The 25,489-nt window shown below is 66.0% G+C and carries 28 protein-coding genes and 1 pseudogene; 12 read left to right on the plus strand and 17 right to left on the minus strand.

Annotation, left to right across the window (positions count from 1 at the left end; genetic code table 11):
• The first annotated feature begins 76 nt into the window (after nucleotides 1-76).
• On the plus strand, nucleotides 77-1,441 hold the full coding sequence (locus AC5Y4F_RS02210) for an HNH endonuclease signature motif containing protein (protein WP_499994925.1): 1,365 nt from the start codon (nucleotides 77-79) through the stop codon (nucleotides 1,439-1,441).
• Between the two features lie 475 nt (nucleotides 1,442-1,916).
• On the opposite strand, the gene AC5Y4F_RS02215 is transcribed toward AC5Y4F_RS02210, so the two are convergent.
• Together AC5Y4F_RS02215 and AC5Y4F_RS02220 are read right to left on the minus strand one after the other, a co-directional pair.
• Nucleotides 1,917-2,468: a hypothetical protein gene (locus AC5Y4F_RS02215; RefSeq protein WP_067935123.1), complete on the minus strand. Its 552-nt coding sequence runs from the start codon at nucleotides 2,466-2,468 to the stop codon at nucleotides 1,917-1,919.
• A 126-nt stretch (nucleotides 2,469-2,594) separates the two neighbouring features.
• Entirely contained in the window at nucleotides 2,595-3,116 is a 522-nt protein-coding gene (locus tag AC5Y4F_RS02220; protein ID WP_067935120.1) for a DoxX family protein, read from the minus strand.
• Between the two features lie 277 nt (nucleotides 3,117-3,393).
• On the opposite strand from AC5Y4F_RS02220, the pseudogene AC5Y4F_RS02225 reads away from it, so the two are divergent.
• Nucleotides 3,394-3,786 (plus strand): annotated as a pseudogene (locus tag AC5Y4F_RS02225) (PEP-utilizing enzyme); the annotation flags it as partial.
• Nucleotides 3,783-4,397 (plus strand): hypothetical protein, encoded by a 615-nt coding sequence (locus AC5Y4F_RS02230; protein WP_067935115.1) that lies wholly within the window; start codon nucleotides 3,783-3,785, stop codon nucleotides 4,395-4,397. The pseudogene AC5Y4F_RS02225 and the gene AC5Y4F_RS02230, both read left to right, overlap by 4 nt.
• Here AC5Y4F_RS02230 and AC5Y4F_RS02235 read toward each other — a convergent pair whose 3' ends face one another.
• The 3 genes from AC5Y4F_RS02235 to AC5Y4F_RS02245 all read right to left on the minus strand — a co-directional run bounded on the left by AC5Y4F_RS02235 (nucleotide 4,398) and on the right by AC5Y4F_RS02245 (nucleotide 7,149).
• Nucleotides 4,398-5,624 (minus strand): WS/DGAT domain-containing protein, encoded by a 1,227-nt coding sequence (locus AC5Y4F_RS02235; protein WP_067935113.1) that lies wholly within the window; start codon nucleotides 5,622-5,624, stop codon nucleotides 4,398-4,400. It lies immediately after the preceding gene.
• A gap of 31 nt (nucleotides 5,625-5,655) precedes the next feature.
• Complete coding sequence (locus tag AC5Y4F_RS02240; protein WP_067935391.1) at nucleotides 5,656-6,564, minus strand: alpha/beta fold hydrolase; 909 nt, start codon at nucleotides 6,562-6,564, stop codon at nucleotides 5,656-5,658.
• 108 nt (nucleotides 6,565-6,672) lie between these two features.
• Nucleotides 6,673-7,149, minus strand: coding sequence for a VOC family protein (locus tag AC5Y4F_RS02245; protein ID WP_067935112.1), 477 nt, complete (start codon nucleotides 7,147-7,149; stop codon nucleotides 6,673-6,675).
• Nucleotides 7,150-7,271: 122 nt separating this feature from the next.
• On the opposite strand from AC5Y4F_RS02245, the gene AC5Y4F_RS02250 reads away from it, so the two are divergent.
• The gene (locus AC5Y4F_RS02250) at nucleotides 7,272-8,135 is read left to right on the plus strand and encodes an alpha/beta fold hydrolase (protein WP_067935110.1); all 864 of its coding nucleotides are present in this window, start codon (nucleotides 7,272-7,274) and stop codon (nucleotides 8,133-8,135) included.
• Between the two features lie 51 nt (nucleotides 8,136-8,186).
• Here AC5Y4F_RS02250 and gnd read toward each other — a convergent pair whose 3' ends face one another.
• Nucleotides 8,187-9,209 carry a phosphogluconate dehydrogenase (NAD(+)-dependent, decarboxylating) gene (gnd, locus tag AC5Y4F_RS02255; protein WP_067935103.1) on the minus strand — a complete coding sequence of 341 codons (1,023 nt, stop codon included), beginning with the start codon at nucleotides 9,207-9,209 and terminating at the stop codon, nucleotides 8,187-8,189.
• Between the two features lie 13 nt (nucleotides 9,210-9,222).
• A complete protein-coding gene (locus AC5Y4F_RS02260; RefSeq protein WP_067935099.1) occupies nucleotides 9,223-10,632 on the minus strand; it encodes a glucose-6-phosphate dehydrogenase in 1,410 nt (469 codons plus the stop codon).
• 122 nt (nucleotides 10,633-10,754) lie between these two features.
• Here AC5Y4F_RS02260 and AC5Y4F_RS02265 point away from each other — a divergent pair, with 122 nt between their 5' ends.
• Nucleotides 10,755-11,588, plus strand: coding sequence for an adenylate/guanylate cyclase domain-containing protein (locus AC5Y4F_RS02265; RefSeq protein ID WP_067935098.1), 834 nt, complete (start codon nucleotides 10,755-10,757; stop codon nucleotides 11,586-11,588).
• On the opposite strand, the gene AC5Y4F_RS02270 is transcribed toward AC5Y4F_RS02265, so the two are convergent.
• On the minus strand, nucleotides 11,540-11,749 hold the full coding sequence (locus tag AC5Y4F_RS02270; RefSeq protein WP_082947633.1) for a hypothetical protein: 210 nt from the start codon (nucleotides 11,747-11,749) through the stop codon (nucleotides 11,540-11,542). The genes AC5Y4F_RS02265 and AC5Y4F_RS02270 overlap by 49 nt on opposite strands.
• A 156-nt stretch (nucleotides 11,750-11,905) precedes the next feature.
• Here AC5Y4F_RS02270 and AC5Y4F_RS02275 point away from each other — a divergent pair, with 156 nt between their 5' ends.
• The gene (locus AC5Y4F_RS02275) at nucleotides 11,906-12,586 is read left to right on the plus strand and encodes a guanylate cyclase (RefSeq protein WP_499994931.1); all 681 of its coding nucleotides are present in this window, start codon (nucleotides 11,906-11,908) and stop codon (nucleotides 12,584-12,586) included.
• 7 nt (nucleotides 12,587-12,593) lie between these two features.
• Here AC5Y4F_RS02275 and AC5Y4F_RS02280 read toward each other — a convergent pair whose 3' ends face one another.
• The 6 genes from AC5Y4F_RS02280 to AC5Y4F_RS02305 all read right to left on the minus strand — a co-directional run bounded on the left by AC5Y4F_RS02280 (nucleotide 12,594) and on the right by AC5Y4F_RS02305 (nucleotide 16,022).
• Complete coding sequence (locus AC5Y4F_RS02280) at nucleotides 12,594-12,917, minus strand: putative quinol monooxygenase (protein WP_499994932.1); 324 nt, start codon at nucleotides 12,915-12,917, stop codon at nucleotides 12,594-12,596.
• 377 nt (nucleotides 12,918-13,294) lie between these two features.
• The gene (locus AC5Y4F_RS02285; RefSeq protein WP_499994934.1) at nucleotides 13,295-13,834 is read right to left on the minus strand and encodes a peptidoglycan endopeptidase; all 540 of its coding nucleotides are present in this window, start codon (nucleotides 13,832-13,834) and stop codon (nucleotides 13,295-13,297) included.
• Between the two features lie 195 nt (nucleotides 13,835-14,029).
• Nucleotides 14,030-14,389 (minus strand): hypothetical protein, encoded by a 360-nt coding sequence (locus tag AC5Y4F_RS02290; RefSeq protein ID WP_499994935.1) that lies wholly within the window; start codon nucleotides 14,387-14,389, stop codon nucleotides 14,030-14,032.
• A gap of 88 nt (nucleotides 14,390-14,477) precedes the next feature.
• Nucleotides 14,478-14,861 carry an Mtp family mycobacterial-type pilin gene (locus AC5Y4F_RS02295; protein WP_082947630.1) on the minus strand — a complete coding sequence of 128 codons (384 nt, stop codon included), beginning with the start codon at nucleotides 14,859-14,861 and terminating at the stop codon, nucleotides 14,478-14,480.
• 66 nt (nucleotides 14,862-14,927) lie between these two features.
• Nucleotides 14,928-15,326, minus strand: a complete 399-nt coding sequence (locus tag AC5Y4F_RS02300; RefSeq protein WP_499994937.1) for a VOC family protein — start codon at nucleotides 15,324-15,326, stop codon at nucleotides 14,928-14,930.
• 102 nt (nucleotides 15,327-15,428) lie between these two features.
• Entirely contained in the window at nucleotides 15,429-16,022 is a 594-nt protein-coding gene (locus AC5Y4F_RS02305) for a hypothetical protein (RefSeq protein ID WP_499994938.1), read from the minus strand.
• A gap of 389 nt (nucleotides 16,023-16,411) precedes the next feature.
• Here AC5Y4F_RS02305 and AC5Y4F_RS02310 point away from each other — a divergent pair, with 389 nt between their 5' ends.
• The gene (locus tag AC5Y4F_RS02310; protein WP_499995751.1) at nucleotides 16,412-17,029 is read left to right on the plus strand and encodes a methyltransferase domain-containing protein; all 618 of its coding nucleotides are present in this window, start codon (nucleotides 16,412-16,414) and stop codon (nucleotides 17,027-17,029) included.
• An 80-nt stretch (nucleotides 17,030-17,109) separates the two neighbouring features.
• On the opposite strand, the gene ychF is transcribed toward AC5Y4F_RS02310, so the two are convergent.
• Entirely contained in the window at nucleotides 17,110-18,183 is a 1,074-nt protein-coding gene (gene ychF, locus AC5Y4F_RS02315) for a redox-regulated ATPase YchF (RefSeq protein WP_067935085.1), read from the minus strand.
• Between the two features lie 142 nt (nucleotides 18,184-18,325).
• Between ychF and AC5Y4F_RS02320 the strand changes: the two genes are divergently transcribed.
• Nucleotides 18,326-19,522: a DUF6542 domain-containing protein gene (locus AC5Y4F_RS02320; protein WP_197520578.1), complete on the plus strand. Its 1,197-nt coding sequence runs from the start codon at nucleotides 18,326-18,328 to the stop codon at nucleotides 19,520-19,522.
• 12 nt (nucleotides 19,523-19,534) lie between these two features.
• Here the strand turns inward: AC5Y4F_RS02320 and AC5Y4F_RS02325 are convergent, their stop codons facing one another.
• Complete coding sequence (locus AC5Y4F_RS02325) at nucleotides 19,535-20,545, minus strand: 4-hydroxy-3-methylbut-2-enyl diphosphate reductase (RefSeq protein ID WP_067935084.1); 1,011 nt, start codon at nucleotides 20,543-20,545, stop codon at nucleotides 19,535-19,537.
• Between the two features lie 89 nt (nucleotides 20,546-20,634).
• Between AC5Y4F_RS02325 and AC5Y4F_RS02330 the strand changes: the two genes are divergently transcribed.
• Genes AC5Y4F_RS02330 through AC5Y4F_RS02345 form a run of 4 tightly spaced genes read left to right on the plus strand, consistent with a single transcriptional unit; the run spans nucleotide 20,635 to nucleotide 23,916 of the window.
• Nucleotides 20,635-21,234: a lipid droplet-associated protein gene (locus AC5Y4F_RS02330; RefSeq protein ID WP_499994941.1), complete on the plus strand. Its 600-nt coding sequence runs from the start codon at nucleotides 20,635-20,637 to the stop codon at nucleotides 21,232-21,234.
• Entirely contained in the window at nucleotides 21,231-22,475 is a 1,245-nt protein-coding gene (gene xseA, locus AC5Y4F_RS02335) for an exodeoxyribonuclease VII large subunit (protein ID WP_499994942.1), read from the plus strand. Before AC5Y4F_RS02330 ends, xseA begins: the two co-directional genes overlap by 4 nt.
• Nucleotides 22,465-22,734 carry an exodeoxyribonuclease VII small subunit gene (locus tag AC5Y4F_RS02340; RefSeq protein ID WP_067935078.1) on the plus strand — a complete coding sequence of 90 codons (270 nt, stop codon included), beginning with the start codon at nucleotides 22,465-22,467 and terminating at the stop codon, nucleotides 22,732-22,734. Before xseA ends, AC5Y4F_RS02340 begins: the two co-directional genes overlap by 11 nt.
• Before the next feature lie 60 nt (nucleotides 22,735-22,794).
• Nucleotides 22,795-23,916: a 3-beta-hydroxysteroid dehydrogenase gene (locus AC5Y4F_RS02345; protein WP_067935075.1), complete on the plus strand. Its 1,122-nt coding sequence runs from the start codon at nucleotides 22,795-22,797 to the stop codon at nucleotides 23,914-23,916.
• A 10-nt stretch (nucleotides 23,917-23,926) separates the two neighbouring features.
• Here the strand turns inward: AC5Y4F_RS02345 and AC5Y4F_RS02350 are convergent, their stop codons facing one another.
• On the minus strand, nucleotides 23,927-25,471 hold the full coding sequence (locus AC5Y4F_RS02350) for a carboxylesterase/lipase family protein (RefSeq protein WP_499994946.1): 1,545 nt from the start codon (nucleotides 25,469-25,471) through the stop codon (nucleotides 23,927-23,929).
• Between the last annotated feature and the right edge of the window lie 18 nt (nucleotides 25,472-25,489).

Raw genomic sequence — 25,489 nt, forward strand, 5'->3', positions numbered from 1 at the left:
GATCACCTGTGCCACTTTTGTTTCAGTGGTTTCGGCACGTCGGATTATTGTCGGTGGCCTGGGTTAGCATTCGCACATGCATTCGATTAGCGACCGCGAGCAGATTCAGGTCGACGCCGACTCGTTGTGCGCTGCGGCTGCTCGTTTTCAGGAGCATTCCTATGCGGCGCTGACCAACCCCGAACGGTTGGCAATCTTGGAGAAGCTCGAATGCGTAACCCGCAGGCTCCAGACGCCAAGCCACCAACTCATCAATCAGCTTGGCGAGCAAGCTGATCCGACCGAATTGGGCGGAAAGTTGCCGTGGGCCTTGGCCGACCGGCTACACATCACCCGGGCCGAGGCCGGACGGCGCATCGCCGAGGCCGCCGATCTGGGCCCGCGCCGTACGCTTACCGGTGAGCCGTTGGCTCCGGTGCTGCCCGCCACGGCGGCGGCCCAGCACGACGGGACTATCGGCGCCGACCACGTGGCGGTGATCCGGCGGTTTTTTCACCAACTGCCCGAGTCCGTCGACCTCGAGACCTGTGAGCACGCCGAAAAGCAGCTGGCCGCCAAGGCCACCGAATTTCGGCCCGATCAGCTCGCCAAGCTGGCCCGCCGCCTGATGGACTGCCTCAACCCCGACGGCAGCTACACCGATGCCGACCGGGCGCGCATGCGCGGCCTGGTGCTGGGCAACCAGCAGGCCGACGGCATGTCACGTCTGAGCGGATGGCTGACACCCGAAGCCAGAGCCAGTTGGGAGGCGGTGCTGGCCAAACTGGCCGCCCCCGGCATGTGCAACCCCGACGACGACATACCGGTCGTCGACGGCGCCCCGTCCGAAGACGCGGTGCAACGCGACACCCGCAGCACCGCCCAGCGCAACCACGACAGCCTCAATGCCGCGCTGCGCGCGGTGCTGGCTAGCGGAAAACTGGGCCAGCACAACGGGTTACCGGCATCGATCATCGTCACCACCACACTCGAGGACCTCGAACGCACCACCGGCAAGGGGCTCACCGGGGGCGGCACCCTGCTGCCGATGTCGGACGTGATCCGGCTGGCCCGCCACGCTCATCACTATCTCGCGATCTTCGACAAGGGCAAATCGCTGGCGCTGTATCACACCAAGCGGCTGGCCTCGCCCGGACAGCGAATTGTCCTGTACGCCAAGGACCGTGGGTGTTCTCATCCGGGTTGCGACGTCTCTGGCTACTACTGCGAAGTCCACCACGTCACCAGTTATGCCACGCGACCCAGCACCGACATCGACGAACTGACGTTCGCGTGCGGTGGTCATCACCCACTGGCGGAGAAGGGCTGGTCCACCCGAAAACGCGCCAACGGCGACACCGAATGGATCCCGCCGCCGCACCTCGACCGCGGCCAGCCCCAGGTGAACACGTTTCATCACCCCGAAAAGTTGCTGGCCGAAGATTGCGACGATGCGACGTAAAGCCCGCACGGTCAAGCGGAGCGCGGGCAGGGCCCACCGCGATTATTGCTGCGGAGGAGGCGGAGGAAGGGGCACCGGCGCCGTCCGGCGAGGACGAGGCCGAATTTGGCCACAGTTCAGGCCGATTATGCAGTCCGTACCGCTTGCTTGGGGTTGGACGGCGTCGTTGCAGCAAACGCCGTCCGGCGATGCGGGCGTCGGGGCCGCAATCGGCGCGGGGCCGACCTCGATCGGCGCGGGGGCGGCATTGGTACGCGGAATACCTGCACCGCCGATACCGCCGAGTCCCAGTGCAAGCACGGCGGCACCAACGCACACTGCGGCTCTGCCCGTTCGATTCGCCATGGCACCCGATCCTAATTTTTCCCTGCTGAATGTATAAAGCCGCAGCGCGGCTTTATGGCGCGGTGGCGCACCCCGAGTAGCTGTTTCCTCCCCGACCATTCGACCACCTCCACAATCCCGCGAACTCGAATCAGCGAACGCCCCCGGCCTGCCACCAGTCGTACAGGGCGGCTTGGGTGCTCTCTGGGGCGATGCCCTGCTCGGCGACCACGAGCATCCGCGCGGGGATGTCTGTCCAGACCAGATACACGCCGTCATCTCGGTCGGAGCCGAGGAACACCACCGACCCGTTGTGCCCGCCGCGGTTCCACTCGGTGGGCCCCGTCGTGCCATCCGGGAACGGTTGCGCCGGAGTCTGCGGGGCCTCCGCGAGGCTGCGCTGGAAGTCGGCGTTCAGATCGTCGGTGTTGGCGTACAGCAGGTGATCCGCGTTCCAGGGGCCGCCGGGATCGTGACTGTAGTTGTCGCAGTTGACCGCAGCCACCGCCACGGCGGAGTGCGCGCCGGCGGGGTGGCAGTCGGCGGGGGTATAGCCGCCCGAGAGGTGGTTCATCAGCGTCTGCACGTCTGCCGGATTATTGGCGGGGTCGGCCGCCGCCGTCGTGGCTAACCCAGTGGCGATCAGACCGGTCAAGGCGGTAGCGCCGCCGGCGCGGGCCAGTCGGGAACGCAGGCGGACCATGGTTGTCTCCTTTGCTCCGCACAGAGCTACGGCGGTGAGTTTAACTCATCGTCGTGCACGGCTCCCCTTATATAGGCGCTCTGAGCTGCAGCGCATCACCACGGCTATCGACGTCCGCCGGTGAGATCAACCGGCTTGCTTAGCCGGCGGCCGGTAGAAGATCGCCAGCTGGCCGATGGCCCCGGCCAAGCCCAGCGCGAGCGAGATCAAAAGTCCGTGCCAGCCGTCCATCCAGTTCTTGCCGAAGACCAGGTAGTCCAGGCTGAATTTGCCCGCGCCCAGGGTAGCCACGCCCACGGCGCTGGCCGCCAGCACCAGGTTGTATTCCCAGCCCTCCTTGACGATGAAGAAGCCGTTGGCGCGGTGCACCGTCCAGGCCGCGACCAGCATCAGCGAGACGAAGCCCGCCGCCGGGATCGGGGTCAGAAAGCCGGCGGCCAGGCCGAGGCCGGCGGCCATTTCGGTGGTCGCGGCCACGGTGGCGTGGAACTTGCCGGGCTTCATGCCGATGCTCTCGAACCAGCGGGCGGTGCCCGGGATGCGGCCGCCGCCGAAGAACTTGTTGTAGCCATGCGCGGCCAAAGTCACGCCCAACACCAGCCGCAGGATCAGTACTCCGACGTCATGGAACGTGTCATATGAAGTCATAGTTGTAAACCTAGATCATGGGGTGGGTGGCAGGACAAGAGCCGCCGAGCAGCTACGTCGCTTAATTCGCTGGCCGGTGTGGGAACATGGCGGGCGTTCCGACATCGGCCCGATCAGTAGCAACACCACGAGGGGGTGCACCACGGCTGGCACCGCACGAGGTAGCGCCCACTGCAATGCGTCAAGCGGCCGTGGGTCCGCGCCTTTCAAGCACTCCGTGGTGTTGCTGGACGGCACGTCGAGCCACCCGCGGGAGCTACTGGGCAACAAGGGCCACGGCATCGAGGTCGGCGGCGCGTTCAGCCATGCGGCGGTGGTCAGCCGCGAACTGGGCCGGGTGCCGGTGGTGGGCTGCGGCCGCGGAGTCACCGCAGCGCTGGCCGGCAACGACATCACTGTCGACGGCGCCGAAGGCGAAGTGCGCGAAAGCAACCTGAGCCTGTCCGCGTGGGCTGAGGACGATACACCGGAACTGCGCGAGCTGGCCGACATCGCCCGGCGGATCAGTCCGCTGCGTGCACACTCCGCCGGCGAGCACGTGCGATTGGACGACAACTCAGAGGCCGCGGTGCGCGCCACGCTGGACGGCGGGCATGGGGACGTGATTTCGGCGACGCCCTTGATCGTGATTTTCACCGCGCTTCGCGTGACATCGGGGCCCGGTTCATGACTGAATTGGCGGTGCTGCAAGGTGTTCGGCTCAAGGGCCGGGTCAATCCCGCCGACCTCGCGGCGACGTTGGGCGCGGACCTTGGCGACATCACCCCCGTCATCGAGCAGTTGACCGCGGCGGGATTGCTGACCGAAGGCGCGACCTTGCGGATCACCGCTAGCGGCAGCGAAAGGCTCGCGGCGTTACTCGCCGAGGAGCGCGAGGATATCGACCCGGCCGTCATGGCTGCCGCCTACGACGACTTCCGCGCCGTCAATGCCGATTTCAAGCGTCTGGTGACGGATTGGCAGCTCAAGGGCGGACCCGACGGCGTTCCCAATGCCCACGACGACGCCGACTATGACGGCGCGGTGTTGGCCCGCCTCGACGACGTGCACGCCCGCACGATGCCGATCATCGCGGCCGCCGCCGCGCAACTGCCGCGGCTGAGCACCTACGCGGCGAAACTGGCTGCGGCACTGGACAAAGTGAGGGCGGGCGAGACAGTCTGGCTGACGCGGCCGTTGATCGACTCCTACCACACGGTGTGGTTCGAGCTGCACGAAGAGCTGATTGGTGCCGCCGGCCTGACCCGCGAGCAAGCGGCCAGAGCCGGCGATGCGCAATAGCTACAGCGCCGCGTCGATCAGCGCCAGGTAGGCATCGATGTCGGGCAGTGCTGACGCCGCCGCGTGCACGCTGATCGCGATGGTGTCACCGATGCCGTGCACCCCGTGGGTCAACCCCATCATCGGCGACAGCGCCGGGTATCCCGACGTCAGCACCACCCGGGCACCGCCGAAGCTCAGATCGGCCGGCCCCCGGTTCACGCTGGACACCACGGTGTTGCCCGACACCTGAGTCGCGCGCTCCTGCACATCGAATTGCCTAATGCCCCAACGCAGCAGCCCGGCCGGCACCGCCGCGAACGCACGGTCGGCGGCCAGGGTGGCCGGGTGCTGGAAACGGCACCGGCCGTTGGCCAAATCGGCCGCGATCCGCTCGGCGCGCGCGTCTGGCCCGAGGTTGGGATACAGCCCCACCACGACGTTGCCGAAGTGGTTGTGCGCCCGCGGATTACCGGGTTTGGCCATCGGAACCTCGGCACCCAGTGAATCGCATTGCTCACCAAGCAGATTGGACAGGGCCTGCGATACCGCGCCCAGCACGCCGACGGTGACAGTGGGACCCGGCAACTGCGAACGGTGTCGTACTAACGTACGTACCGCGCGGGCGCCCTCGGGTCGCGCATTCGTCGGCAGCAGCGGACGCGACCCGGCGCCGGGCGGCAGCAGACCCGCGCGGATGTCGCGCTCGCGCCGGCGATGGGCGCGAGCCGCCTGGGCGGCTCGCCAGGGCAGAAAACCCGGCCGTGGTTCGCGCACCTCGGGCACGGCGCCGGGCCGGCCGAACAGCCACGCCGCCATCGCCGCGGAGCGGGCGCCGTCGGCCAGCGCGTGTGCGACCTGCAGCACCGCGACGGTTCCCGCCGCGCTGACGCGTGGAATGCCCCGCACCGGGGTGAAGACGTGCAGACGCCAGGCCACCCGGCGGACGTCGAGTTGGTCGTCGGCAAGGCGGGCGACAGTCGCCAGAACGCCGTCCCAGCTGGGCTCGGCAAGCTCGTGGCTCACCACCTGCGACGGCGTGACATCCGTCGGTACCCACTGCGGGTAGCGCAACGGGCCAAGGTCCCGCACTCGCATGCTCAGTGCCGGCTCGGCGTTGGCCCGGCGGCAGAGTTGGAGGATGGTACGCGCGTAATCCTCCGGTTCACCGTCGAATGCATATAGCAGGAACTCGTCGCTGGGGATCTTGGCCGACATCCAGTAGAACTGCGCATCGACGGCAGCCATCCGGTGCCCCGACCCGGCCCGAGCCACGGCGTCAGCCGGGTGAGCCGATGAACCCGAGCACCAGGTCGGCGACCTTGTCGGGTTGTTCGAGCTGTAGGAAGTGGCCGGCGTGTTCGACGATGCCGACCTCACTGCCCGCCGGCAACACCTTTTCGGCCCAGCGTGCGAAAGCCGGTGTCATGCAACCGTCGTCGCGGCCGTGCAGGTACAGGCACGGCAGCACGGGTTCTTCCGTCCACAACTCGTTCAGTCGGGCATACTGCGCCGACGGTCGGGTGTTGCGAATGGTGGCGCGGTACGGGCCCAGCGCCGCTCGCCAGCTCGCAGGCGCTCCGATCGCGGCGTCGACGTGACGCAAGTCCTCGTCGGCGCGATAGCCGGGCGACCACCGCCGCCACAACAGGGGCACCACCCAGGACGCGGAACGCTCAGGCAGCCAAGGCAATTGGAAGTACATGATGTACCAGCTGCGAAACACCTGCCGCGCCACATGGGCGGCCAGCCTGCCGCGCTCGCCCGCACCACCGCCGCGCCGCCCGAAGGCCGCCAATGGCGGAACCGACATGATCACCGCCTTGGTGAACGGACTGTCGGGCATGGCGGCCAGGCCCGTTCCGGCGATCGCACCCCAGTCGTGGCCGATGATCACGTCGTCCTCGGTCCCGCCCGCCGCCGACCGCACCCGCAGCGCGTCGTCCATCAGCGCGCCCACCTGATAGCTGCCGTCGACCGGGATCGACGACGGCGCGTATCCGCGCATGAACGGCGCGACCACCCGCCACCCCGCCTCGGCGAGTCGGGGGGCGATCTTGCGCCAGCCGTAGGGCGTGTCGGGGAAGCCATGCAGACACAGCGCGATCGGACCGTCTTTCGGCCCCCAGGTGAGGGCCTTGAGGTCCCCCGCAGAGCCGGTCACGTCGATCCAGCCTGGTTCAGCCATGTCCACTCCCTGCTCGACGTCTCCGCAGGGATCAACCTAACCTGTGCGGCCCCACAACGCACCGACGCTGGTGGATGCAGAGTCAAACCGACGCTGTGAGAGCGGTTTTCACCGTTGCAGCGCGGCGGCTCGCTCCAGCTCGGCGATGACGATCTTGCGCATGCCATACATCGCGTTGGTAGCCGCCGCCGCCCGCGTGCGATCGGGATCGCTGATCAGTTCGTAGAGCCGGTCGGGGACGATTTGCCAGCTCATCCCGAAACGGTCTTTGAGCCAGCCGCATTGCGATTCTTCACCGCCGTCGGTCAGCCGCTCCCAGTAGTAGTCGACCTCGTCCTGGTCCTTGCAGTGGATCGTGAACGACACCGCTTCGGTGAATTGGAAGTGCGGACCGCCGTTGATCCCGATGAACCGGGTGCCGTCCAGCACGAAGCTGCCGGACAGGACCGTGCCGGGTTCGCCGGGCCCGGCGTCGGTGGTCTGGTTGAAACCCTCGATGTGGGAGTTGGGAAACACCGAGGTGTAGAACCTGGCGGCCTCCTCCAGGTTGTCGTCGAACCACAACGACGGGGTGATCGATGGCATGTCCGGGGCCTCCTTGACGGCTCGTGGGTCTCTGCCCTTGATAGACCCCGTGACCGACGAAAACTCACCGGGTCGTCCACCCGCGGCACAGTTCTTAACCGGCCTATGTAACGTCAGTTCGCATGAGCACCGTCAGCAGCAGCCCCGAGACGGTTGAGTTTGCCGGCGTCAAGGGACTCACCCTGGTCGCGGACGAGTGGAATCGCGGCTCCGACGGCGCCGGACGACCGAGCATTCTGATGTTGCACGGAGGCGGCCAGAACCGGTTTTCCTGGAAAAACACCGGCCAGACACTGGCCGATGAGGGCCTGCATGTGGTGGCGCTGGATTCGCGGGGACACGGCGACAGCGCACGCTCGCCCGACGGCGACTATGAAATCGAGACGCTGACGGCCGATGTCATGCGGGTGCTGGACACGATCGGGCGGCCCGTGACGATCATCGGGGCCAGCATGGGCGGGCTGACCGGCATTCTCGCCGCTCACCGAGCCGGTCCCGCGAAGGTGACCCGGTTGGTGCTCGTCGACGTGGTCCCCCGATTCGAAAAGGGCGGCAGCGCCCGCATCCGCGAATTCATGATCAGCGGACTCGACGGCTTCGAGTCGCTGGAGCAGGCCGCCGACGCCGTCGCCTCCTACCTGCCCTACCGAAGCAAGCCGCGCAGTCCCGAGGGGCTGAAGAAGAACCTGCGCCTGCGCGACGGCCGCTGGTATTGGCATTGGGACCCCGCGTTCATGACCAAGCCCGGCGACGATCCCGAACTGCGCACCGAGAGCTTCGAACAGGCCGCCAAGAACCTGAGGATCCCGGTGTTGCTGATCCGCGGCAAGCTGTCCGACGTGGTGAGCCCCGAAGGCGTTCGGCACTTCCTGGCCACCGTGCCGCGCGCCGAATTCGTCGAGCTGTCCAACGCAGGGCACACCGCGGCCGGTGACGACAACGACGCATTCAGCGACGCGGTGGTCGCATTCGTCAACCGCCGCTAGCTGATCGCGGCGAGCCACTTCGCCTGGCGCCGCCGCTCTCGCGATCGCCGGTTAGTTAGCCGGCTTCTCCGCGTGCCCGCCGAATTGCTTGCGCATCGCCGAGAGCGCCTTGTTGGCGAAGTCGTCCAGTGAACGCGAGGCGAAGCGGGACTGCAGCGCGGTGGTCAGCACCGGCGACGGGACGCCCTCGTCGATTGCCGCGATGGCGGTCCACCGGCCCTCCCCGGAGTCCGAGACCCGGCCGGAGAACTCCTTGAGGTCGGGCGAGTCGTGCAGCGCGATCGCCGTCAGGTCCAGGAGCCAAGAGCCGATGACGCTGCCGCGCCGCCACACCTCGGCGACCTCTGGAATGTCGAAGTCGTACTGGTAGAACTCGGGGTGCTCGAGCGGCGCGGTTTCGGCGTCACTTTCCTGCATGTGCTTGCCGATGTCGGCATTGCGCAGGATGTTCAGCCCCTCGGCCAGCGAGGCCATCATTCCGTACTCGATGCCGTTGTGCACCATCTTGACGAAGTGTCCGGCGCCGGAGGGTCCGCAGTGGAGGTAACCCTGCTCCGACCGCGCGACCTCGCCGTCGCGACCCGGCGTGCGGGCCGCGGCGTCGACGCCCGGTGCGACGGTGGCGAAGATCGGTTCGGCGTGCAGGAAGGCCTCGTCGTCGCCGCCGATCATCAGGCAGTAACCGCGTTCCCGGCCCCACACACCGCCGCTGGTGCCGCAATCGAGTAGGTGAATGCCCTTCTCCGACAGGGTTTTCGCGTGGCGGATGTCGTCGCGGTAGTAGGAGTTGCCACCGTCGATGACGATGTCGCCCGATTCCAGCGTCTTGGCCAGTTCCTCGATGACACCCGTCGTGATGGTTCCCGCCGGCACCATGACCCAGACGACCCGCGGTGCCGTCAGCTTCTCGGCGAGCTCCCGCAGCGAGCCGACTCCGGTGGTTTTCTCCTCCCCCGCCATCGCCTTGACCGCGTCGGGGTTGTGGTCGTAGACCACGCATTCGTGTCCGCCCTTTGCGACGCGGCGCACGATGTTCGCGCCCATCCGGCCGAGGCCGATCATCCCAAGCTGCATCGTGCCAGTCTCCTTACTGTTCGCTCGGCTTGCTAGGCGGCAGCCACGGCTCGTGCCAGCTGTGGTGGCCGCGCACCAGCGCTTGTGCGGCATCGGGTCCCCACGAGCCCTGGTCGTAATGGTGAATACGTCCCGGCTTATCCAGCACGGGCTGCACGATGCGCCACGTCTCCTCGATGGCATCTTCGCGGGCGAACAACTGGTGATCGCCGTTGAACGCGGCGTAGAGCAACCGCTCGTAAGGCCGGACCGGTTCGCCGAGATCTTCGGCGAACGACGAATCCAAGTGGACGTCGTGCCATGAATCGCGGGCCTGGGCGGACAACTGCAGCCGCATCCCGGGATCCGGGTCGATGCGCAGCACTATCTGGTTGCACTCGGGCGGCCGCCGGTTGGGCAGGAATGAAAAGCCCGGGACGTGGTGCAGGAACATCCGGACCTCGGTTACCTTCTCCGGCAACGCCTTTCCGGCCCGCAAAAAGATCGGCACACCGGCCCAGCGCCAATTGTCGATCTCGGTGCGCAACGCGATATAGGTCTCGGTGGTGGAATCCTTGGCCACACCGGCCACCTCGGTGTAGCCGCGGTACTGCCCGCGGACGCAACGTTGCGGGTCCAGCGCGGGCATCGCTCGGAAAACCTCGGCTTTCTTGTCATTCAGGTCGTCGGCCCCCGCGCCCACCGGGGGCTCCATGGCGACCAGTGCAAGCACCTGCAGCAGGTGGTTTTGCACGACATCGCGAAGTGTGCCCACGGCGTCGTAGAACTTCCCGCGGTCCTCGATGCCGAAGTCCTCGGCCATGGTGATGTGGATCTCGGAAATGCTGTCGCGGTCCCACAGCTTGGCGAGCGCCTGGTTGGCGAACCGTAGGTACTGCAATTCTTCGACGGGCTGTTTGCCCAAAAAGTGGTCCACACGCAAGATTTGGTCTTCGTCGAGCACAGCGCGCAGGCGCTCGTTGAGATCGCGGGCCGAGGCCAGGTCATGGCCGAACGGCTTCTCCACGGCGACCCGGGCGCGCTCCAGCAGGTCGGCTTTCGCGAGGTTCTCCACGATGGGCGCGAATAAGGCCGGCGGCATTTCCAGGTAGTAGAGCGGGTGGGAACCCGAAGGGATCTTCTTGGCGAGCTGCTTGTAGAGACCGGCGTCGGTGACGTCGCCGTGCAGGTAAGACAGCCGGTTCGCCAGGCGGTCGAACACGGCCTCGTCGAACGCCTCGCCCGATGCCTTGATGGCGTCGCGTGCCCGCTCCTGCAGCTGCTCGATCGTGAGGTCGTCACTGGCCACACCCACGATCGGGTGATCCAGCATGTCGCGGCGCTCGAGCCGGTACAACGCCCGGAATGTCATCTTCCGCGCCAAATCACCGGTGATTCCGAAGATCACCAGCAGGTCAGATGGGTTACTGTCGTCCTCGACCAAAACCGCTCCTCCCGAAAGTCACCCGATCCGGGCTCACTTGAGATCACTACCCGCGGCTGGCGGAGTCAACACTAGACACTGCCGATAGGGCCGACAACCTGGGTGGACCCGGCCTTGAAAGGATGACCGGCATGGCTGACGCGCTGCACCTCACGGTCTACATCCTGGCCGGAATTGCCGCGATCGAAGGCGTCGCGCTGATCGTCCTGTGGCGGTTGCTCGTGCGTAGTCAGCAAGAGCTCGACGAGATGCGACAGCGGGCCGACGCCCGCACTCAGTTGCTGTCGGGGGGCCGCGAGGCCGTCAAACGGGTCTGGAACACCGCCAACCTGATGCGCAAGGAAGGTTTCGGCGCGGTGGTGCGCAGCAGCATCGAAGATCTGGCGGACTGGGCCGAAGTGGAGCGACCCGACCTCGCCCGCGTCACCCCGGACGGCCGGGTGGTCATCTTGTTCTCCGACATCGAGGAGTCCACCAAACTCAACGAGAAGATCGGTGACCGGGCCTGGGTCAAGCTGATCAGCTCGCACGACAAGCTGGTCTCGGATCTGGTGCAGCGACGCTCCGGTCACGTGGTGAAGAGTCAGGGCGACGGATTCATGATCGCGTTCGCTCGCGCCGAACAAGCGGTGCGGTGCGGTATCGATCTGCAGGACGCGTTGCGCAGGGATGCGAATCGCAAGCGGCGCGAGGAGATTCGAGTGCGGATCGGCATCCACATGGGACGTTCGGTGCGTCGTGGCGATGACCTGTTCGGCCGCAACGTCGCAATGGCGGCACGCGTCGCCGCACAGGCGGTCGGCGGCCAGATTCTGGTGAGTCAGCCGGTGCGAGACGCGCTTTCCGATTGCGATGGCATCCGGTTCGACGACGGCCGCAATGTGGAGCTGAAGGGCTTTTCGGGCACCTATCGGTTGTTCGCCGTCCAGGCCCCGGCCGATCCAGAATCGGGCTGAGCGCCTTCCCCGTTGTATTCGGCCAACCGCTGATGCAGGCGATCGCGGACCTCGTCCGGGGTGTATGCACGCCGTTTGCGTTGGTCGCGAACAACCAGCACACCGCCGGCAACGACGCCGGCCGCACCGGCCAGTCCCAACCACTTCCACACATTGCGCATAAAACCAGGCTATGCGCCGCCGAGTCGTTATGCCCCGGTTGTGGTTGACTTGTGTGCCCGAGAAGTACGGCAACGCATCATGCTCGACGTACCGCCGGGGTCATATTGGCGACGAACATCGGCGAAAGCGGCAGCGGCGAACGGACTTACACGACGATGCTCACCTTGAACCAAGCGCTCGAAGAGACCCGGACCGGTGATCTGTGGCTGTTTCGCGGAGGTTCCGGACCCGACCGCGCCATCCAAACGTTGACCAACAGCCCGGTGAACCACGTCGGCATGACCGTGGCGATCGACGACTTGCCGCCGTTGATCTGGCACGCCGAACTGGGTGACAAGCTTATCGATCTGTGGACGGGAACGAATCATCGTGGCGTGCAACTCAACGATCTTGCGCAATCCGTGTTGCATTGGTCACAGCGCTACCATCAGCGGTGCTGGCTACGCCAGCTCACTCCACCGGCCAATCGCGAGCAAGAAAACAAGCTGCTGCGCGTCATCGCCCGGATGGACGGCACCGCGTTCCCCACCACCATGCGCCTGACCGGCCGGTGGCTGCGTGGCCGGCTGCCGAACGCCTACGACTGGTTGCGAGGAATCCCCTTGGTGGACACGAAAGTTCGCGAGTCGACGGAGCGACGCAAAGAGCGCCAGCGACTCGGCCTGGAAGCGGCGTACTGCGCGGAGACGGTGGCAATCACCTACGAGGAGATGGGTTTGCTCACCACGGAGAAGTACTACAACTACTTCGACCCGGGATCGTTCTGGAGCGGTGACAAGCTTCCGCTGACACCGGGCTACGCCCTGGGCGACGAGATCGAGATTGCGATCGACTAGCCGAGGGCTAGTCGATCGCCAATTCGCCCATCTCCGACCAGCCCGTGGCATCGATGGTCTGGTTGATGATCTTGGGCGTGGACTTCAGCGCCTGCGGAAGCTCTTGCATCGCCCGCTTGAAATGGTCGCTGTTGACGTGGATGCCGCCCGCCTCATCGTCGCGGAACGCTTCCACCAAGACGTACTCAGCCGGATTGTCCAGGCTGCGCGCCCACTCGAACCACAGGTTTCCTTCCTCGGCGCGGGTCGCCGCGGTGAACGATGCGACGAGTTCTTGCCAGCGGTCGCTCCACTCGGGTTTGGTCTCGAACTTGACGACGATGAAGATCATTGCGCCCCCGCCTCGGTTCGCTGCTTAAGTTACGCCCGCCCGATCTCGGCGGGCAGCGCCAGCCTATCCGGCCCGCGGTGGGCGCCGCGGCAGCCTCCAGCGGCCAGCACGCCGGACGTAGTTTGCTTGGGTAAAGGTTAGAGCAAAGTGTGCCTATGCGTCACAAAATGACGCATAGGCACACTTAGGCCGTACCATAATTCCCGCGTTAGTGATGTAGCTCACAATCTAGTGGTCTGCGGCGGTATCTCACTATTCCGCGGAATGTCGGGATCGGCGCGACCCACAGCACAGAAAAACCTTTCCATTCTTGCGTGCAGTCCGCGCTCTGTTTGTTACAGATTCGCAATTCCCAGCACTGACGGAATAAAGGTATGTCAGACGCCCGGCGCAGGCGGGTCCGCAGGAGCCTGAGCGTCGATCAAAACGGCCGGCGGTGGCGGCGGGAGGTCCGGCGCCGGCGGAGGCGGAGCATCTGGCAGGGGCGGCGGAGCATCCGGCGCCGGCGGAGGCGGCGCATCCGGCGGGGGCGGCCCGCCTTCGTCCGGTGCCACCGGAAGGAACATGTGGTGAGTGAATCCGGCCTGGTAGGCACCCGCACCACCGATGTGCACTCCGCCACGCTCTCCGCTGGAGACAGAAGTTCCATCCGGCAGTGTCACCGCGGTGTGGCCACCGTTCCAACCGATGACTACTGCATTGGGGGCGGTTCCGTATTGGAAGCCGCGCGCCAGCAATGCACCCTCTTCGTTTCCTGTGTTGAATCGACTACCAAAAACGGGCCTGTCAGTCGCTGCATTCGCAATCCACGACGCAAGACCCGAACAATCGGTACCGGCGGGAGAATCTCCACCGGAAATATACGGCGTGCCGGAGACCTGGCTGATCAACGACATCAATGTTGCAATAACGACCATGGGCAGCGAGGTTAGCAATACCAATTATCGCGAACCAAAATTTGTGGCGCACGTCATTCTCCTGGCAGCCAATGATTTGCGCCGCACATGAAGCAAACTGATTACGCATCGATATATTTTCCGCGGCAACATACACGCGCTTCAGCGATGCCGGAGATTGTCGCTTCCCGGCAGCGCTGCCCAGCGATTACCCGACTAAGCGGGGTCGCTCCCACGTTCGCTTCGCGCCGTCTCACGGTCGACGTCGGCCTGCTCCCGCTTCGCCCGGGCCCGCAGACGCTTCCCCCGTTCGTCCGCGCGGCGCAGCCGCTCACGTTCGCGCTCCGCGGCCGTGCCCTCGCGTTCGTCCGCGCGCTTCTCTCGGTCGTCGGCCGCCCGTTCGCGGTCGTCTGCAATTTGTTCGCGCTGGTCAGCGATCCGGTCTCTTCTGCCCGCCTGGAATTCGCGTCGCCTGAGGTCGGCCTCGTGGCGGGCGAGCGCTTCTTCCCGCTGATCGAGCGCGCGAGCCTGCCGTTCCAGCCCAGCGAACGATTCGGGGCGGTCCTCGGCGGCCACAGCTCACCCTAGCGCGGGGCGGCCAGCCCTTTCGACCCGTCAAAGGCCGCTGTTCGCTGCCTAGTTCCTGGGAATCACCGATCTTCGGTCAGATCGGAGTCCATACTCCGTTGTTCCAGATTCCCCAGTTACCGGCGCCGGTCGGATTCCACATCATTTGCGCCCCTGGCGCCCAGGCCGGTTGTGGTGGCTGCGGCGGAGCCCATGCCGGCGGAGGTCCCCAGGGCCCCCACCCCGCCGGGCCGGACGGGCCGCCCGGGTGTTGCCAGTCGTGGCACTGATTCCAATCCCAGTCCGAGACTTTCCCCCACGCCGGGTTCCACGGGTCACCCGGGCACCAGTGACCGGTAGGCGGCAGGGCCGGGGCCGCTTGTGCGACAACGCCGCCGGTTAGACCGAGAGCAGAGAGCGCCAGCGCGCCGCGCACCATCGCGCTCGTTGACCACCGCACCGCCCGCTTTCCAGTCGCCATCTCCTAAGAATTTCCCTCGCCGATGATCCCGGCAAGTAGCAATTCGGATTGGACGTCGCCGCGCCGTCACACGCCGAACTTGGCCCGCGCCTCTTTGGTCACCGGAGTGAACAGGTTGACCAGGTTGCCATCCGGATCCCGGAACAACAACGCGCGGTTCCCCCAGGGCATCGTCGTCGGCGGCGTCACCACTTCGCCCACGTGTTGGCGGAGCCGCTCGTATTCGGCGTCCACGTCCTCGACGATGAACTCCAAGATGGCGCTTCGGTTGGCTGCCGCTTCGGCGGAGCCGTCTCCAAACAGCGGGACGGTCTCGTCGCTGCCGATTGCCAGTGTGCCGACCGGGGTGGGGATCTCGGCGAACAACTCGTTTCCCCACGCCGCAGAGATTCCGGTGACCATCTCGTAGAAGCCGACGAGCCGCCTGACGTCGGACGTGATGATTCGGGTCGAAATGAACTTCATGCGATCTCCTCGGTGTCTGAGCACCGAATGCTAAATACCGCCACCGACAAGGGCGCCCGAGAAGAGTTCTACCGCGGCCAGTTCGTCGGCCGGCCGGTCTGCTTAGGCCGCGTCGTCAGTGGGCGATGCCTGGGCGCTGCCATCACTTATCAGATCTTGGGTGGCGGCCGTGAGATACACCCAGCGGCGGCGGATGGCCTCGGCTTGAGCGGCGCGATGTCGGTCGGCTGCTTGTCGATGTGCTGCCGCGTCTCCTATCCCCAGGCGAGCCGCTTGCTCGTGAACTTTGGCGGCCCGGTTGTGCGCGTCGGCCGCGAAGAGTAGTGCACGGACCGTCTTGCTCTGTCGCGCCTTGAGGCGGTTTTCCAGGTTATCGACGGACTGCACCGCATCGCTGTCGCCAGCGGCCGGGACCGGGAGAGACTCGACTGGATGGTCTTTTGGTGGCGCTTCAGCGCGGTCACCCATCCCCGGCATCGACCCGTCAGCACGGCTGCTCTTATGCGTTTGCTTCGGAACTCCCCCGAGTTGCCGTTGCAGCAATCTTGCTCGAAGGGATGACCGGATCGCAGCGAACGATAAGTCTTCGGCGGTCGCCCTGAGTAATCCGGAAACGATGCACTCGAATGCGAGAACGTTGAGCAATTGCTCGCGTTGAGCTATCGCCCAACGCCACGTATCGGCGTCCTCAGCCACAGGACCTTCCCTTCAGGGTCTGGATGCCGGCACGCCTATTGCTCAAGCGATACTGATTCGTTTGTCGGCGGAAGTGTCCGCTGGGGCGCTGGCTAGCAGCGTCTCGGGTAGATCGGCTTGCGTTTGACGGGCTTCAACCAATCCTGCGAGCCCGTTGCCACACTCAAAGCTACGCCGTCGAGACGATGGCACGATCCCTTGGCAACGTCGCCCTTTCGTTTACCGGGAGTGCGCTTCGTTTGCTGGCTGCACACGCACGAGACGATAGACGATATTCTTCCGCCAACCGGACATCCTCGTCGCCGACCCTCCCGCCACTTCATCTAGAAAGCCGGGCCGCATCAGCATCCGTGCTCTACGGTCGTGAGGTGGGGGTCCGGGACGCGGTCATGGCGGGTATTGCTAAACAGCTCGGTCATCCGAGTGGCTTGCGCGGCCGGCTGGTTGGCGCGGCGCTCAATCGGGGTAACCGGCGCTTCGTGAGCGCCGCCGCGCGGGCGCTACAACCCAGTGAAGCATCGGCGGTGGCCGATGTCGGATTCGGTGGCGCAGTGGGGCTGAAATTCCTGCTTGACAGTGTCGGTCCGTCGGGCAGTGTTCATGGTGTCGAGGTGTCGGAGACGATGCTCAGCCAGGCCGCATGGCGCTACCGCCGCGACATCGCAACCGGGCGGCTGTCGTTGTATTCCGGGTCCATGACGCAGTTGCCGTTCCCCGATGGGGCATTGGACGGCGTCCTTACGGTCAATACCATCTACTTCGTCGCGGAGCTCGACAAGGCGTTCACGGAGCTTGCCAGGGTGTTAAACAGCCGGGGTCGACTCGTCATCGGACTGGCCGACCCCAATGTGATGGCAAAACTACCATTCACGGGACACGGCTTTCACCTCCGTCCGGTGCCAGACGTGATCGACACGCTGCGCAGCACCGGCCTTACAGTCGAGCACCGTCAGATCAGTGAAGACGCCAACGCACCGCACCTGCTGATCGCTCACGCCGTCGCGTGAAACGTCGCGACCGAGTGCGGGACCTCGATCGAGGGCGACTTTCGGCTTCGATCGAAAGGGACCGCCCGACTTTGATGGGCCTAGACGTTGAAACGAAACTCCACCACGTCGCCGTCGGCCATGACGTAATCCTTACCCTCCATGCGGACCTTGCCGGCGGCCTTGGCCGCCGCCATCGAGCCCGCGGCCACCAGGTCGTCGTAGGAAACGATTTCGGCCTTGATAAAGCCCTTTTCGAAATCGGTGTGGATCACCCCGGCGGCCTTCGGTGCGGTGTCGCCCTGGTGAATCACCCACGCGCGCGCCTCTTTTGGGCCCGCCGTTAGATAGGTCTGCAGCTTGAGTGTATGAAAACCGGCCCGCGCCAACGCATCTAGCCCACGCTCGGTTTGGCCGATGGACTCCAGCAGCTCGGCAGCCGACAGGTCGTCCAGCTCCTGCAGTTCGGCCTCGATCTTCGCGTCGAGGAACACCGCGTCGGCTGGTGCGACCATCGCGGACAGCTCGGCCTTGCGGGCATCGTCGGTCAGCACGGATTCGTCAGCATTGAACACGTAGAGAAACGGCTTGGTAGTCATCAAGTTCAGCTCGCGCAGTAGTGACACATCGGCACCGGCCGCGAAGAGCGTCTTACCCGAGTTCAGCACCGCCTCGGCGGCGAGGGCCGCCTCGTGTACGGGCTTGCGGTCCTTAATGTTGCGGGCCTCTTTCTCCAGCCGCGGGACGGCCCTCTCCAAGGTCTGCATGTCCGCCAGGATCAACTCGGTCTCGATCACCTCGATATCGGAAGCCGGGTCGACCTTGCCATCGACGTGCACGACGTCGTCGTCGGAGAAGACCCGCACCACTTGGCAGATCGCGTCACACTCGCGGATGTTGGCCAGGAACTTGTTGCCCAGCCCGGCGCCCTCGGAGGCACCTTTCACGATGCCGGCGATGTCGACGAACGTCACCGGCGCCGGCACGATCTTCTCGGAACCGAACATCTCCGCCAGCTTGTCGAGCCGGGGATCGGGCAGCGGCACGACGCCCTCGTTGGGCTCGATTGTCGCGAACGGATAGTTGGCCGCCACCACGTTGTTGCGGGTCAGCGCGTTGAACAAGGTCGACTTGCCGACGTTGGGCAAACCCACTATTCCCAGGCTCAGGCTCACGGGAAACCAAGTCTAGGGGTCTTGGCGGCCGGCGGCGCCGCGGACCATTCGTCATCGCCGACCGTGCGCCCCGGCATGGCGCGCCCACTATCCCTACGAGGTATTTACGGGCCTTTCGGCCCATTCCCGGTACGGTCTACATGTGTCAGCACAGCGGGCAAGTTCGACGGTGGAGGGTGCCCACCGTTCGATCCACCCAAATATCCCAGGCGTCCCCTGGTACGCCGCGCTGCTTATCGCCGTGACCGCAACTGCTATCGGCTACGGAATCGACGCTGGTCACAAGGAACTGACCCATGTCTTCGCCGGCTTCTATATCGTCGGCTGCGTGGCGGCCGTGCTGGCGGTGCGCCAGGACGGCATCTTCACCACGATCATCCAGCCGCCCCTGATCCTCTTCGCGGCGGTCCCGGGCGCCTATTGGTTGTTCCACGACGCCAAGGTCGGCCGCCTCAAAGACCTGCTGATCAACTGCGGCTACCCGCTGATCGAGCGCTTCCCGCTGATGCTGGGGACTGCCGGCGGCGTGCTGGCGATCGGGCTGGCGCGCTGGTATTTCGGAAACGCTTACAAAAAAGGCACCGCGGCGAACGCGTCCGAGGCCACGCCGGGGGCCGCCAGTGTCGACGTCAAGTCCTTCTTCAACGGCATCGTCGCCAAAGCGCAATCGGTGCTGCAGTCCGACGCCGACGCGTCCGACGCCGACGACAGTGCCGGTTCCCGCCGCGGCCGCACGTCGGGCTCCTCGTCGAGAACCCGCCGCACGACACGCACCACTCACTCCGCCACGCGTTCGGCCCGCAGCCGCTCCCGGCATGCACGCGAGTCTTTGACCGAGGCGTCCGGACCGCCCGAGCGGCCCGAGCGTCCGCGGCGCAGCACCCGGCGCAGCGCCGCGTCGGCGCGCGATTACGACGCCACCGAGCCGCCCCGGCGGTCGCGCCGCAGGCCCCGCCCGGATGCCGATCCCGATCCGCGTGGCCAATCGTCCCGGGAAGCTCGTCGCGAACCGCGCACGCGTCGCAATCCCTACGAGCGGCCCACACCGCGGAGCAGCCGTTTCGATGGTTTCGAGCCCTACGGCGACCGGTATGACCCGCCTAGCGGCACGAATTACGGGAGCCGCTACGACCGCCGCGAGCCGAACGAGCCGCCCTATGAGCCGAGGCGCCGGCGGCCCCCGTCAAGCGGCTCCAACGGGACCCATCACCCCATCTCCCAGGTCCGCTACCGCGACGCGGGCCCGCAAGAGCCGCCGCGCGAGCCGCACACCGAGCGCCGCAGCCGCTCACGGACACCCGGATGGTCGCCGGCGGATTCTTGGGAGTACGACGTCTGAGGCGCTGCGCGCTCAGCGAACCGACCGGATCTCGCGCGGCAGCGCGAACACCAGGGTCTCCTGCGCGGTCGTGACCGGCTGCACGACGTCGAAGCCGCACTCGGCTAGGCGCGCCAGCACGCCCTCCACCAGGACCTCGGGCACGGATGCGCCCGAGGTGACGCCCACCGTGGTGACGCCTTCCAGCCACGCCGGGTCGATGTCGTCGGCCCAGTCGACCAGGTGGGCGGCCGCGGCCCCACCACCCAGCGCCACCTCGACTAGCCGCACCGAGTTCGATGAGTTGCGAGACCCGACGACGATCACCAGCTCACACTCCGGTGCCATCGCCTTGACCGCGACCTGCCGGTTCTGGGTCGCGTAGCAAATATCGTCGCTGGGCGGATCCTGCAGCTTGGGGAACCGTTGTCGCAGCCGCTCGACGATCTCCATGGTCTCGTCGACCGACAGAGTCGTCTGCGAGAGCCACACCACCTTGTTCTCGTCGCGCACCGTCACGTCGTCCACGGCGGCGACCCCATCGACCAGCTGCACATGGTCGGGCGCCTCCCCGGCGGTGCCCACGACCTCCTCGTGGCCCTCGTGGCCGATGAGCAGGATGTCATAGTCGTTGCGGGCGAACCGCCTGGCCTCGTTGTGAACCTTGGTCACCAGGGGACAGGTCGCGTCGATGGTGTGCAGGTTCCGGTCGGCGGCCGCCGCGTGCACGGTGGGGGCCACACCATGCGCGGAGAACACCACGATGGCCCCCTCGGGGACCTGGTCGGTCTCCTCGACGAACACGGCGCCGGCCTTCTCCAAGGTGGTGACGACGTGGCGGTTGTGCACGATCTCGTGACGCACGTAGACCGGCGGGCCGTGCTTCTCCAGCGCGCGTTCCACGGTCTCCACCGCCCTGTCCACGCCCGCGCAGTACCCACGCGGTTCGGCCAAGAGCACTCGCTTACGGCCTGGGTCGCTGGCTACCGATCCCGCTGGTCCTCCCACACGGCCGGGAATCCCCATGTCGATAGTCGGCGGCATGTCGTCCAGGGTACTGACTGCCGACACAGGGTTGCCAGCTCGCGCCGGTGGGCTTGGAGTTAGCCGCCGCTTAGGGCAATCTTGGACCCATGGGCACTGCACCGTATGGAGTTCGGCTGCTGGTCGGCGCGGCAACAGTCGCTGTTGAGGAGACCATCAGGCTGCCGAAAACCATCCTGATGTACCCGATGACACTGGCCAGCCAGGCGGCGCACATCGTCATGCGCTTTCAGCAGAACCTCGCCGAGCTGGCGATCAAGGGCGACAGCACCCTCGAATCGATCTTCCCGCCGCGGGACGAGAAGCCGGAATGGGCGACCTTCGACGAGGACGTGAACGACGCGATCGACGGCGCCTACAGCCCGGTGCAGGACGGCGGCGAGGGCGAGCGCAGGCCCGAGGGCCGGTTCGCGCTGTACTCGGTGGCCGACGCGCACGAAGACGCAAGCGCCCTGACCAAGTCCGCCCGTCAGTCAAAGAAGCCGGCCGGCAACGCCTCGGTTCCGCAACCCGAGGTGGTCACCGAGCTGGACTACGCGTCGCTGACGTTGGCGCAGCTGCGGGCCCGTCTGCAATCGCTGAGTGTGGACGACCTTGAAGCCCTGCTGGCCTACGAGCAGGCCACCAAGGGCCGTGCACCGTTCCAGACGCTGCTCGCCAACAGGATCACCCGCGCGAACGCGAAGTGACCCCGGCCGTTACCCCCGAACCGAATTCCGCCGAGAACCCGTTTCCGGTGCGCGCGGTGGCCATCCGGGTCGCGGGCTGGATCGACAAGCTCGGCACCGTGTGGGTCGAGGGCCAGCTTGCCCAAATCTCGATGCGACCAGACTCCAAAACCGTGTTCATGGTGCTGCGTGACCCGGCCGCCGACATGTCGCTGACCGTGACCTGCCCCCGCGATCTGGTGCTCGACGCGCCGGTCAAGCTGGCCGAAGGCACGCAGGTGGTGGTGCGCGGCAAGCCGTCTTTCTACACGGGCCGTGGCACATTCTCGTTGCGTCTCACCGAGATTCGTGCCGTCGGGGTGGGCGAGCTGCTGGCCCGCATCGATCGGCTGCGCCGGCTGCTGGATGCCGAGGGGCTTTTCGATCCTCGACTCAAGCGACCGATCCCGTTCTTGCCCAACAGAATAGGTTTGATCACCGGCCGGGCCAGCGCCGCCGAACGCGACGTGACGACCGTGGCGGCCGCGCGCTGGTCCGGGGTTCGCTTCGCGGTGCGCAACACCGCGGTCCAGGGCGCAGGTGCCGTCGCCCAGATCGTCGAGGCGCTAAGGGAACTCGATCGCGACGCCGAGGTCGATGTCATCGTGATCGCCCGCGGCGGCGGCAGCGTAGAGGACCTGCTGCCGTTCTCCGACGAGACGCTGTGCCGGGCCATCGCGGCATGCCTCACCCCGGTGATCAGTGCGGTCGGCCACGAACCTGACAACCCGCTGTGCGATCTCGTCGCCGATTTGCGCGCGGCCACTCCCACCGACGCGGCGAAGAAGGTGGTGCCCGATACCGCCGCCGAACAGCGGCTGATCGACGACCTGCGCCGGCGCAGCGAGCAGGCGTTGCGCAACTGGGTTTCGCGCGAGCAACGAGCGCTGGCCCAGATACGAAGCCGGCCGGTGCTGGCGGAGCCACTAGCGGCTTTGATGGCGCGCGCCGAGGAGGTTCACCGCGCCCGATCGGCGATTCGCCGCGACATCACCCGGCTGGCCGCCACCGAGACCGAACGTGTCGGCCACCTGCGCGCACGGTTGGCGACATTGGGTCCGGCGGCCACACTGGCCCGCGGTTACGCCGTCGTGCAAGCCATAGGGCCGAACAACCGCGTGCTCCGGTCCGTCGACGACGCGCCGGCGGGCACGCGGTTACGGGTCCGGGTGGCCGACGGCGCCGTGGCCGCGGTGAGCGAGGGACTAACCGATGGCACGTAAAACCAACGACGGGGACGACCTCACCACCCCAAAAGACGATGACTCTATTACACCTATTAGTCACCTGGCTTACGAAGCGTGCCGGGACGAACTGATCGAAGTCGTCCGAATACTGGAGCAGGGCGGCTTAGACCTCGACGAGTCGCTGAAACTGTGGGAAAGAGGCGAGCAACTGGCTAAACGGTGCGAAGAGCACTTAGCTGGCGCTCGGAAGAGAATCGAGGATACGCTGGCGGCGGGCGAAGCCGAGGACGCATGAATTCGGAGTAGCCCAGGACCTGGCTGAAAATTTTTTTCCGAATTGGAACACGTTTCAGTTATGCTTTCGGCCATGGGTGATGCATCACTGACGGCCGAACTCGGCCGCGTCCTGGTCACCGGGGGCTCCGGATTCGTCGGCGCCAACCTGGTGTCCACTTTGCTCGACCGCGGACACGAGGTCCGCTCCTTCGACCGTGCACCCTCCCCGCTGCCACCGCATCCACAGCTTGAGGTGCTGCAGGGTGACATCACCGACACGACCGTGTGCGCCCAAGCGGTCGATGGCATCGACACCGTCTTCCATACCGCGGCGATCATCGACCTGATGGGCGGTGCGTCGGTGACCGACGAGTATCGGCAGCGCAGCTTCGGGGTCAACGTCGGGGGCACCGAGAACCTGGTCCGGGCCGCGCAGGCCGCCGGGGTGCAGCGCTTCGTCTACACCTCGTCCAACAGCGTCGTCATGGGCGGCCAGAACATCGCCGGCGGCGACGAGACGCTGCCCTACACCAACCGGTTCAACGACCTGTACACCGAGACCAAAGTGATCGCCGAGCGATTCGTCCTGGGCCAGAACGGTGTTGAGGGCCTCTTGACGTGTGCGGTTCGGCCCAGTGGCATTTGGGGTCGCGGCGATCAAACCATGTTCCGCAAGTTGTTCGAAAGCGTGATCGCCGACCACGTCAAGGTGCTGATCGGACGCAAATCGGCCCGGTTGGACAACTCCTACGTGCACAACCTCATTCACGGTTTCATCCTGGCGGCGCAACACCTGACCCCCGGCGGCACGGCGCCGGGCCAGGCCTACTTCATCAACGATGCCGAGCCGATCAACATGTTCGAGTTCGCCAGGCCGGTGGTCGAGGCCTGTGGGGAGAAGTGGCCGCGGGTCCGGGTCAACGGCCCGATCGTGCGCGCGGCAATGACGGGTTGGCAGCGGCTGCATTTTCGGTTCGGGATACCGGCGCCGCTGCTCGAACCGCTCGCCGTCGAGCGGCTGTATCTGGACAATTTCTTCTCGATCGCGAAAGCAACCCGCGATCTCGGGTATCAGCCCCTGTTCACCACCGAGCAGGCACTGTCGGAATGCCTGTCGTACTACGTCGAGATGTTCCATGATATGAAGCGACTAGCCCTGGCGGACAAGGCATCCGCCGCACCGGCCGGCGGACGGCAGTGATGCCGGTCGCCTAGCGAAAGCTCACCACCTCGCTGCCCCAGGCCGCACGGATGTTGGCGTCGACATCGTGCGCGAGCGCGTCACGGCGATCGATGATCAGACAGGAACGGTCGTTCTCCGTATAGGGCGTCCATTCCGGCTCACCGGGCAGGCCCGAGGGCGTGGCATGCGCGGCGAAGTTGATCCATCGGGTCCGCACCCTCTTGGACACCTCCTTGGCGGCCTTGGCGCCGCCCAGCATCAGCGTGGGATCCTTGGGCGCACCGAGATTGCCCCAGACGTAGGGCAATTCGGTGGCATGCGCGGCGCGGACCATCGTCAGCTTCAGCAGTGGGGTGGCGTAATCGAACCGGTACAGATACACCGGCGCCACCCGGGCGTGCCCCTCGGCGAGCCACACCGACGGCATCCGGAAGCCGACGTCGGTCGCGATGCTCAAACTCCGTGCCCTGCGCCGCAATCTCGAATACGTCGAGACGATCTCCTCTTCGGTGGGCAACTGCAGATCGGGTTGTTCGGCGGCAATCTGATCGAATAACGACGTGATCGCTCTCGGAGTGATCGGCATCAACGGCGACCTCAGCAACCGGAAGAGCATTGCCTCGTGCTTGTTGGTGCCGATGATCAACGGAATCGGCTGCGAGCGGCCCGCTTGCGCAAGCTTGACCGGGTAGTCGGTCAGCAATTCGCCGTCGACGATCGGGACGAACGCCAGCGTTCCCGGGTTACGCACCGGCACTTCGTCGAACACCCGCTGCGACGCCGCCAGCAGCGTCCCCATCGGGATATCAAGCAACCGTTGAGATTCCGATGCAGCGATTCCGAGCCGGTCGAGGAATGCCCGCGCCACGCGTCCCGCACGTTCGCGGTCGTACACCGAAGTGGCCGGCGAGCTTTGCGCAATCGCCCCAGCGAACAGACCTTCGGCCGCCGGGCTGGCCAGCAGCGTGGTGACGATGCCGGCCCCGGCGGACTCGCCGAACAGCGTGACGCGCCGCGGATCGCCACCGAAGGCAGCGACGTTGTCGCGCACCCACTCCAGGGCCGCCAGCACGTCACGCAGCCCCACGTTCGAGTCGAAGCGCCGTCCCGCGGTGTCGAACCCAGACAGGTCGAGAAAGCCAAGCACCCCGAGCCGATAGTTGACGGTGACCACGACGACCTCGCCGCGGCGGACAAGTCTGCGGCCGTCATAGAGCGTCTGGCTGCTCGACCCCAGGACATAGGCGCCGCCGTGCACCCATACCATCACCGGTTTGCCGTCACCCGGTTTCGTGTCAGAAGACGCCCAGACATTGAGCCGCAGGCAATCTTCGCCCTGCGGCGCGCCCAAATCCAACGGCAGATTGGGAAATACCGGTTGCGGGCAGGCCGGCCCGAAAGCGGTGGCGTCGACAACCTCGGTGCAGCGCGCGGGCGGTTGGGGGGCCCGGAACCGCAGCTCGCCGGTGGGCGCGGCCGCGTACCGAAGGCCCTTCCACGCCTTGACGCCGTCGGCTTCGAAGCCTCGGACCGGGCCATAGTTGGTTTCGACCACCAGATCGTCAATTGCCATGCGCCGCAAAGTCTCCCG

This window comes from Mycobacterium sp. NGS56 (genome assembly GCF_059812425.1).